Origin of the sequence: Phormidium tenue FACHB-1050, assembly GCF_014696925.1 — a bacterium.
Lineage (GTDB): Bacteria > Cyanobacteriota > Cyanobacteriia > Pseudanabaenales > Pseudanabaenaceae > Pseudanabaena.
Genome location: NZ_JACJQY010000043.1, coordinates 38,468 through 47,586, shown reverse-complemented (window position 1 = coordinate 47,586; position 9,119 = coordinate 38,468). Strand labels below are relative to the sequence as shown.

Here is a 9,119-nt window from a genome sequence, read left to right as displayed (position 1 = left end):
CGCTTTCACTTATTTCTAATCTATATACCCCTGCCATTTTTTTATCCTCTTTCTCCTTTTTCTCTTATATCATCTGTTGCCTCTTCTTTGTGTTTTGGTATAACTATTTAGGGGCGGGTCGTATTTTTATTCCTTAGTTATTGTTTGTGAGGCTTAAAGCTGAATAAAGCCATACCTCAATTGATTTTTACTAAGCCTAAACCTATTATCCAACCTGAAACACAAGCAATTAACTTAATCGAAAATAAGAATATGACTAATCTCCCTGAGTCCCTTGACAATTCTCAGCCACAAGACGAAGTTTCTGCAACGGACTCTTCTGCAATTACGGTAACTACTGAGAAGGCACAAAAAGGTAATTGGTGGGATGGCGCATTCGGTGCAGTTGCAGGAGCCGCAGGAGCAGTTGGAAATGCAGCTAGTGCAGTTGGAGGCACAGTTGCAGGAGCGGCTGGATCTGTTGGAAATGCTGTAGGTGGTGCGGCTGGTGTCGTTGGTAGCACAGTTGCGGGTGCGGCGGGAAATGTTGGCGGGGCGATCGCTAGTGCGGGAAGTACAGTTGGAGGTATAGCAGGATCTGTTGGTAATGCAGTCGGTGGTGCGGCAGTGGCAACCGCAGGAGCAATTGGAGGCGCGGCTGGTGCATTTACGCAAACAGTCGGTGGTGCTGTCGTTGGAGGTATTTCATCGGCAACTAGTAGCGCAGGATCTGCGATCGAGACTGTTGGTAATAGTCCTCTAATTCGGAAAGCTGCCGAGGTGTTTAATGCTGATTGGTTTCTGAAAATAATAGATCAGGTAGATGCTGTCGCATCAGAAGCCGAGGTACAGCGCTTAAAACAACAATATCCCAAAGAGTCAGCCTATCAAATTGCTAAAAGAATTATTGGACAAAAAGCTGTGTTTGCGGGTGCGTCTGGATTTGCTACCACGATTGTCCCTGGTTCTGCCGCAGCATTGTTTGCAGTTGATCTGGCTGCAACAACTTCGCTCCAAGCTGAGATGGTTTATCAAATTGCTTGTGCCTATGGAATGGATCTTAAAGACCCAGCTAGAAAAGGAGAAGTTGTCGCCGTATTCGGGTTAGCTTTTGGCGGCAAAATGGCAATCAAAGCAGGATTAGGACTGTTACGAAATATTCCACTTGCAGGAGCCGTGATTGCTGCAAGCTCTGATGCAGTGATGCTTTACACACTTGGGCAGGCGAGTTGTTCTTTTTATGAGGCAAAGTTAAACCCTGTCAACTTTGAAGAAAAATTAGTAGATATTCAAGTAGATAGTGAAGAGCGTTTAAAAAGTGCGATTCCACAAGAACAGATTATCGATCAAATTCTCGTTCATGTGATCTTGGCAGGTAATCAAGGCAAAAGTAAGGAAAGTGTTTTGGCTGATCTGAAGGCGGCAAATCTCAGACCAGAATCGATTGAAGAGATCGCTGAGTATACGGATACACCACTTCCCCTTGAGCCTTTACTAAAGGATCTCAAGCCAGAGTATGCTTTATCGTTGTTTGCCCAGTGTCAAAAATTTGCGATGTTAGACGGCATCATGACTCCTGAAGAAGCACAAGTAATTGAGTTGATTCATCAGAAATTTGCTTAAAGCGTCAATTTGGTGTGATTGGCTTTTTGATGAAATATGTTAGACTGCATAGCTACTTTAGACAATTAAGTCAACCTTAAACGCAACATCAATTGAGAATTATGGGGATACAATCTCAAAATCTTTTATCTTCTTTTGTGCGCGTTGTTATCGCTGCCAATATATTTGCTGTTATTTCACTCGGTGGAAATCCTCAAAATGATATTACTTGGGCAAAAAATCTAGATACTAAAAGTAATTCATCGAATCCCAAGCGTTTTTTATTCATAGATTTACAAAATCATTGGTCGCGGTTGTTTGTTGAAGGGTTATTGTCACAGACAGCTTTGAAAGATGCCTTAGTGAATTCTGATACGATTAGCCAATTTCAGCCCGATCGCCCCATTACCCGCGCTGAACTTGCGAACTTGCTAGAGATCGCCTTTGCCAATCGGAATGCGCCAAGAATTACATCAAGACTCAATGATCTTGCAACCAAAGCTGAAGTATTAGTAGCCATCTCAAGTCAGCTTGGTCTGAATAGCAAAGCTCACAAAACACCGCAAACATATTTGCTGTCAATGTATCGTGATGCTTTGAAAGTTCCTGACTATGCTATCCCTGCGATCGCTACACTTACCCAACAAGGTTTAGTCACTAACTATCCCGACCCAAGGATTCTTGCGCCTACTACACCGATTACTAAAAGTGAACTAGCTGTCTTGCTCTATCAAGCTCTTGCCTATCAAAAGAAATTACCAGCACTAGGCTCGCTCTATACGATTAACCCTAATCGACAACTCTGGGATCGCGAACTGATGCAAATTACTCGTCTCGAAGTTAGCATCAGCAAGCGCAAGGTTACCGCCTTTCATGGGGAAATCCCTTTAAAAACATATCCGATCGCTGTAGGTAAGGCGGGTTGGAGTACACCAATGGGTAATCATCGAGTTTTAGAGACTATCGAGTATCCTGCTTGGCAAAATCCTTTTACGGGTGACGTAATCCCTAGCAAAGATCCTGACAATCCTCTAGGCGATCGCTGGATTGGCTTTTGGACAAATGGTAAAGAGTGGTCTGGTTTTCATGGCACTCCTAACCGAGCTTCGGTGGGGCAAGCAGCTTCTCATGGCTGTATCCGTATGTATAACGAAGATGTCCGCGAATTATTTAGCCAAGTAACCGTAGGAACTATCGTGAGAGTATCGCCATAAAAAAGGAGACTTGCTTAGCAAGTCTCCTTTTTTATGATTTGAGAACTCGGACTACCGTAGTTTGCGGGAGACTACTAGCATTAAGTTCTAGAGTTGAGCCATCAAGTTTACGCACCGTGTCGGGGGGCATAAGTGCGAGAAACTCATCTACTGATGCTAGTTGACAAGAAGTACTGGATTTGTCAGTGCGGTAATAGGTGGGAATGACAATGCGTGGATTAAGTTCTTGGACGATCGCCCTAGCTTCGACTGGAGAATAAGCTTTTAGTTGCATCGGATCTGTACCTTGAGGATTGCCGCCAATGGGCAAGATCAAAACATCAGGACGACCCATTAAAATTCTTTGAGAGGCAGTGATAGGAGCGGCGGCTCCACCTAAATGCAAGATAAAAATACCTGATTGTTTCCAGCGCCATGCCACATTGCGTCCAAATCTGCGACCACCAATGCGATCGTGATCCATGGTAATGCCTTGAAGATTAATCCCTTTAAGATTGTAAGAACCTGGCTCAGACAAAACTCGCGTATCTTTGGGGAGATTTTCTAAATATCCTTCATCTAATAATCGTGAGCTAATTAAAATATAGTCAGATTTTGCCGTAGGAGAGGTTAATTTAGCCGTGCAGCCCGCAGGACGGAAAGGATGTGTTAGAAAACTGACATTATCCCCTGAGATAAAAAATGAAAGATGTCCTAACCATTGAAGTCTTAGGGTTGAGTTAGTCTGCGAGTTGGCTGCGTCAGCGATGATTCCTGCGGTAAATGCTGAGATTAGTCCACCTTGGGCGAGTCGAAGAATTTGTCTGCGGCGCATGTTGTTTAGTTAATTGAGTATTTTGGGTTATGTGGAGAAAGTTTTTACAACGATACTTTAAGTATTAGACTGTGACGCTTAATCCTTTGAGGAAGTTTCTCAGCAAGTCTTTGCCTGCTTCAGTCAAGATGCTTTCAGGATGGAATTGTACACCTTGAACGTGAGGATATTGCTTGTGTCGGACTCCCATGATTATGTCATCTTCAGTCCATGCTGTAACTTCAAGTACATCAGGGCAATTGTGGCGGTCAATCACCAGACTATGATATCGAGTTGCGGTAAATGGATTGGCTAGTCCCGCCAAAATACCGACTCCCGTATGATAAATTTGTGAGGTCTTGCCATGCATTAAGTAAGGCGCGGAGACAACTTTGCCGCCATACATCAAACCCATACTCTGATGTCCGAGACATACGCCTAATATCGGAGTGTTTGCGTCCATTTCCCGAATGATATCTAGGGATACGCCCGCTTCTTCGGGACGACCGGGTCCTGGTGAAATTACGACTCCTGCGGGGCGAAGTTGCTTGACTTCTTCGATGCTTATTTCGTCATTTCGCTTAACTATAATTTCGCCTAATGTAGGGAATTCAGGCAATAATTCCCCAAGGTACTGTACAAGGTTATAGGTAAAGCTGTCGTAATTGTCGATAACGAGAATCATGTTTACAGGACTTGTATTTGTGAAGCTTACTTACAGCAATTACTGATCGAACAATCCCCAAGAAATTTTTTAAAAGGGTTGCAAAGCAATTATTTCAAAAAAATTTCTTGTTTTGGGTTTGAACACAAATCGCTGTATAAAGCTTAGGGCTGAGTAGCGATCGCTAATTTATTACTCAAATTTAGCTTTCTCAATTTAACATTCTTTATCAAGAATTCAGACCAGAAAAGATTATGAAACCAGTTTTGGGAGTTGTCGCGTCGGTCTTAACTACTTCGGCACAATTAAAAAACAGAACCAAAACCTGTTCTGCCCTCGTAGCGGGCAGAACAGGTTTTGGTTTTTTAATTGTGCCTATCTACTTAGTGTTTGGTGTGGGTTATGCAGATGTGGCGATCGCCCAACTACGTGAAAAGCCACCTCAAAAAGTGCAGTTCCAGCAACAGGTTGTTGTCCCGCCTAATGAAAATGCCGAACAGCTTTTGGAGCGTGGTAATGCCTATGTGCGTTTGGGTAATTTAGAAGGGGCGGTGGTAATTTTTCGGGCGGCAATCAAGAAAAATCCTGAACTTACAGCCGCACATTACAATCTGGGGCTAGCTTATGCACAGGTAGGTAAGCTCAAGGATGCAATTCATTCTTTTCAGCGTGCTACGAGGCTCGATCCTAAGTTTGCGATGGCTTTCAGTAATTTAGGTGCGGCTCAATTGCAGTCGGGCGATCCTACTCAAGCTATTTCCAATTTACAAAAAGCCGTCCGTCTTGATCCAAAGCTCTCTGTAGCCTATTACAACCTTGGTCTAGCCTTTAAAGAAAAGAAAGACATTAATAAGGCGATCGCCAATCTCAATCAAGCTCTGAAGCTAAATCCTCAAGCACCTGAAACTATTTATAACCTAGGGCTATTAATTCAAGCTCAGGGTGATCTCCAAAAGGCGATCTCCTACTATGCCAAGGCGCTACAACTAAATCCTGAATATGCAGAGGCTTATTACAATTTGGGGGCGGCTTTATTAATTCAAGGTCAGACTGAAAAGGCGATCGGGCAATTGCGTAATGCTTTGCAATTCCGTAAAGACTATGCGGAGGCTTTTTATACGCTTGGGGTGGCGCAGGTAAGGGCTGGACAGAAGCAAGAGGCGATTCAATCTTTTATTCAAGCGCAAGCATTTTTTAATCAGCAAAAAAACATTACATGGGCTCAACAAAGCGATCGCCAGATTCAGAGATTACGCAGTAGTTAAGAAGCAAAAAAAAGTTGGGCTTTGTCCGACCTTTTTTGTTAGGGAATGCCCCATACATGAATATTGCAGTCTTCGCCGCCGCTAACTAAAGTTTGACCATCTTGACTGAGGGCGATCGCATTAATCAGATTGATATGTCCATTAAGGACTTGAATTTGTTCGCCTGTTTCTAAATTCCACACACGGATTTCTTTATAACTAGCACTGATTAAAGTTTTACCATCACGACTAATCACCAGCGACTTCACCCAGCCCCAATGCCCTTCTAATGTACGAATCGCCTTACCTGTTTGCAAATCCCAGACCTTGATGCGAGTGTCGAGACTGCCACTAACAAGAGTGCATCCATCGGGACTAATCGCAAAGGAGAGAACTCGCGCTGAATGTCCGATAAATTCCCAGCGTTGTTTGCCCGAAATTAAATCCCATACCCGAATCGTCGTATCCCAACTGCAACTGGCGATCGCTTTACCGTCAGGACTCAGAGCAACCGAATCTACCAAACTAGTGTGACCTCTTAGGGTACGAATTTCTGTCCCCGTTCTAATATCCCAAAGTTTGATCGTGGTGTCTTGACTGCCTGTAACTAACGTCTTGCCATCGGGCGTAATTGCCACCGAGTTGACATAGCCGATATGTCCTGTCAATGTCAGCAGTTCCTTTCCCGATCGCGCATCCCAGAGCTTGATCGTTTTATCACGACTACCGCTGACTAGTATGCGACCATTCGCACTGAGGGCAATGGACGTAACAATATGACTGTGACCGCGAATTGTGCCAATCTGTCGATGTTGAGTTCGATCTTTTCCTAAATCCCAAACCTTGATCGTGAAGTCTGCACCAGCACTATATAAAATCCTGCCATTAGCCGACAAAGCAAGTGTAGCGATCGCCTCAGCATGACCTTGCAAAGTATCAACAATATCGAATAGATGATATTGACTATAGTTAGCTAAAGCTTGACGAATGTGCGATTCAGATCTGCGCCACAGCAATAACAGAGCCGTGCGCTGTACTTTGAGCGATTCATCTTCTAGACCCTGTACAACTAATTCCAAACCTGTTGCGCCATAGTTGAGAGCTTCTCTCAAAGCGGCAATTCTTGGCGCGATCGCAGGGCTACTTAATCTTCTTTTCACCCCCTCAATCCCACCTAGCACTACAGCACCAAGCGGCGGTGGTACTTGACCTCCGAGAACTGCATCCTGTGCGGTTGGCTTCAGCTTGGCAATCATCTGCTCATGGTTAAGTAAGCGCCTTGCCTACTTATAATTCTGTAAAGGTGACAGCACAGGTGTTTGTGCCTTCGCCCATGCCTTTGTGATAAAAGGTCAATTTGTAATTAGGAAATTTTTTTGATTTCTGCACCATGTCAGAGGCGACGAGTAACAAATGGCGATCGCTAGCTGGTAAATGGAGCAATCCGCGCTTAATTCCATTTTTGATACCATCTTCGAGGGTATTAGTTAGCCTTGTGATTACCTTATCTAACTCAAGGCGATCGATAACGATTTCTTCTTCTGGCTCACTTTCAATTGCCGAAACATTTACGTCAGACATGATGAAATATTTTTTAACGGGTTATTTGGGGATGAGCGATGCCAAGCATCGCTCATCTGGTGACTAGGCTGATTTTGCTAAAGCTTCTTCTAAAGAATGTTCAATCTCAGAGAGTTGATATTCACCGTAAACTTCACAGGAGTTATTCGGGCTTTCAATCAATTTAATACTGTGCAACTTTGCGCCAATTTCGCGAATTGGTTGTGTCAGTACTTTTTGAATATAGACTGCAATATTTTCAGCAGTTGGCACAACTTCCGCAAAGTAAGGAATATCTTTGTTTAGGAATGTGTGATCCATTGGATCAAGTACATATTGATCTAAAGCTTTTTGAAAATCACCTAGATCGGCAATCATGCCAGTACGTGGATCGATTTCGCCAGTGATGGAGACTTCTAAATGGTAATTATGCCCATGCCCATGCACACGAGCGCATTTTCCATAAATTGCTGTATTTTCTTCGAGAGAGAGTGTATCTAAAGCGAGGCGATGAGCCGCAGAAAAGTGAGTGCTAACCGTTAAATTTGCTTGCATGTCATTACCTTGATAATCAGCCCAGAGTTCAGGATGTTCGTATAAGCGGATATTTACCAGTGGTAGGTGCGGCGCTAAACGCTGCCAGATCACACGGGCAATATTTTCAGTGGTAGGGAGAGTTTGCTGAAACTCTTCCCATGCTTGGTTGAGATAGGAAAAATTTAATTGAGTCGTAACTTCACGGGCGATCGTATGTTTGACATCTGAGAGGTTAAGTACCATGCCAGTGTTGTCAATTTCGCCTTGCATCCCAACATACAAAACGTAGTTATGACCGTGGGGTGGAAAGTTTGTACATAAGCCAAATTTGGCTTGATTTTCCTCGTCTGGAATTTCGGGTAGCCAGTAACGATGACTAGCAGAAAATTCGGCTCGGCGATTAATTACACATTTAGCCATCAGGAATAAGCCACTAAAGACAAGGCTTGAAGAATTGTAAATTTATATTAATACGTTAGCATTTTCAGCGATCGCTTCGTGACTAAGTATATTTGCGGCGTTGATCGCGATCACGATAATTAAAAACCAACAAGTAGGAGACGGCGCTCTGCGCCGCCTCCTAGCTATATTTGCGGCGATCGCTATAATTAAAAAAATATCTTTAAAAGTCCCTTGCTATCAGTGTGATCGCATTGTTTGAGCTATGACACCAATTATTGCCCCCGATCTTGAGTCTGTTCAACAAGTTCAAGAAACTCAAAAAATCCAGAAAGAAATATTTTATCCTTCTGAGGATGGTGAACCCTTGGCAGAGACTTCTGTTCATGCTGATGCGATTATTGCGACGGTGGCGGTGTTACGCAATTACTTAGCCGAAAAATTTGCAGAGCGATCGCCTGTTGTCCTTGCCGATCAATTTTTATACTACGCGCAGGGTTTTTCCAGATTGCGAGTTGCACCCGACGTGATGGTGATTTTTGATATTCCGCAACAGCCCTATGACAACTACAAAATTTGGGAAACAGGCAAAATACCCAGCATAATTTTTGAGATGACTTCAGAAAGCACCCAAGCTCACGACCAATTGAAAAAGCGGGAGCTTTATGAAAGTATTGGGGTTTTAGAATATTGGCTTTTCGATCCTAAAGGTGAATGGATTCCCGAAAAATTACATGGCTATCGTCGTCAAGCTAATCTGCCAGAAAAGGAAGAAGATTCACTGGTTTATGAGGCGATCGCTGATGGATTAAGTCAAGTGTTAGGTTTGCGCCTTGAAGTTGAAGGTTCTATGATTAATTTCTATCGACAAGACAATGGCGAAAAGTTGTTAATCCCCAGTGAGTTATTGGCAGCTTTGCAAGCACAAACTCAACGTGCCGAATCTGCGGAAGAACGAGCGAGACTTGCTGAACTAGAGGCGCAAAAATTGCGCGATCGCTTAGCTGCATTAGGTGTCGAGATCTAAAATAAATGTCTCACGATATACATTTTTAAGGGTTTAGCATTTGCGTCACTATTTTCAAACTCATCGCGAAAATCTTGATCTGTAAATGCTAAACCCTCTT

General features: G+C 43.4%; 9 protein-coding genes. 4 read left to right on the top strand and 5 right to left on the bottom strand.

Annotated elements, in window-relative coordinates; genetic code table 11:
• The first annotated feature begins 252 nt into the window (after window positions 1-252).
• On the top strand, window positions 253-1,602 hold the full coding sequence (locus tag H6G05_RS20330; RefSeq protein WP_190580877.1) for an EcsC family protein: 1,350 nt from the start codon (window positions 253-255) through the stop codon (window positions 1,600-1,602).
• Between the two features lie 101 nt (window positions 1,603-1,703).
• On the top strand, window positions 1,704-2,795 hold the full coding sequence (locus H6G05_RS20325; RefSeq protein WP_190580875.1) for a L,D-transpeptidase: 1,092 nt from the start codon (window positions 1,704-1,706) through the stop codon (window positions 2,793-2,795).
• Between the two features lie 31 nt (window positions 2,796-2,826).
• Here the strand turns inward: H6G05_RS20325 and H6G05_RS20320 are convergent, their stop codons facing one another.
• Together H6G05_RS20320 and H6G05_RS20315 are read right to left on the bottom strand one after the other, a co-directional pair.
• Window positions 2,827-3,609 carry an MBL fold metallo-hydrolase gene (locus H6G05_RS20320; RefSeq protein ID WP_190580873.1) on the bottom strand — a complete coding sequence of 261 codons (783 nt, stop codon included), beginning with the start codon at window positions 3,607-3,609 and terminating at the stop codon, window positions 2,827-2,829.
• Between the two features lie 64 nt (window positions 3,610-3,673).
• Window positions 3,674-4,273: an anthranilate synthase component II gene (locus H6G05_RS20315; protein ID WP_190580871.1), complete on the bottom strand. Its 600-nt coding sequence runs from the start codon at window positions 4,271-4,273 to the stop codon at window positions 3,674-3,676.
• 233 nt (window positions 4,274-4,506) lie between these two features.
• Here H6G05_RS20315 and H6G05_RS20310 point away from each other — a divergent pair, with 233 nt between their 5' ends.
• Complete coding sequence (locus H6G05_RS20310; RefSeq protein WP_190580869.1) at window positions 4,507-5,517, top strand: tetratricopeptide repeat protein; 1,011 nt, start codon at window positions 4,507-4,509, stop codon at window positions 5,515-5,517.
• 38 nt (window positions 5,518-5,555) lie between these two features.
• Here the strand turns inward: H6G05_RS20310 and H6G05_RS20305 are convergent, their stop codons facing one another.
• The 3 genes from H6G05_RS20305 to H6G05_RS20295 form a co-directional block, all read right to left on the bottom strand.
• On the bottom strand, window positions 5,556-6,752 hold the full coding sequence (locus tag H6G05_RS20305; protein ID WP_190580867.1) for a WD40 repeat domain-containing protein: 1,197 nt from the start codon (window positions 6,750-6,752) through the stop codon (window positions 5,556-5,558).
• Between the two features lie 31 nt (window positions 6,753-6,783).
• A complete protein-coding gene (locus H6G05_RS20300) occupies window positions 6,784-7,077 on the bottom strand; it encodes a hypothetical protein (protein WP_190580865.1) in 294 nt (97 codons plus the stop codon).
• Window positions 7,078-7,140: 63 nt separating this feature from the next.
• A complete protein-coding gene (locus tag H6G05_RS20295; protein ID WP_190580863.1) occupies window positions 7,141-8,013 on the bottom strand; it encodes a 6-carboxytetrahydropterin synthase in 873 nt (290 codons plus the stop codon).
• A 244-nt stretch (window positions 8,014-8,257) separates the two neighbouring features.
• Here H6G05_RS20295 and H6G05_RS20290 point away from each other — a divergent pair, with 244 nt between their 5' ends.
• Window positions 8,258-9,019, top strand: a complete 762-nt coding sequence (locus H6G05_RS20290; protein ID WP_190580861.1) for a Uma2 family endonuclease — start codon at window positions 8,258-8,260, stop codon at window positions 9,017-9,019.
• The last annotated feature ends 100 nt before the right edge of the window (window positions 9,020-9,119 follow it).

Coding starts and splice junctions, on each gene's coding strand:
- H6G05_RS20330 (WP_190580877.1), top strand. CDS start 253: ATGACTAATCTCCCTGAGTCCCTTGACAATTCTCAGCCACAAGACGAA.
- H6G05_RS20325 (WP_190580875.1), top strand. CDS start 1,704: ATGGGGATACAATCTCAAAATCTTTTATCTTCTTTTGTGCGCGTTGTT.
- H6G05_RS20320 (WP_190580873.1), bottom strand. CDS start 3,609: ATGCGCCGCAGACAAATTCTTCGACTCGCCCAAGGTGGACTAATCTCA.
- H6G05_RS20315 (WP_190580871.1), bottom strand. CDS start 4,273: ATGATTCTCGTTATCGACAATTACGACAGCTTTACCTATAACCTTGTA.
- H6G05_RS20310 (WP_190580869.1), top strand. CDS start 4,507: ATGAAACCAGTTTTGGGAGTTGTCGCGTCGGTCTTAACTACTTCGGCA.
- H6G05_RS20305 (WP_190580867.1), bottom strand. CDS start 6,752: ATGATTGCCAAGCTGAAGCCAACCGCACAGGATGCAGTTCTCGGAGGT.
- H6G05_RS20300 (WP_190580865.1), bottom strand. CDS start 7,077: ATGTCTGACGTAAATGTTTCGGCAATTGAAAGTGAGCCAGAAGAAGAA.
- H6G05_RS20295 (WP_190580863.1), bottom strand. CDS start 8,013: ATGGCTAAATGTGTAATTAATCGCCGAGCCGAATTTTCTGCTAGTCAT.
- H6G05_RS20290 (WP_190580861.1), top strand. CDS start 8,258: ATGACACCAATTATTGCCCCCGATCTTGAGTCTGTTCAACAAGTTCAA.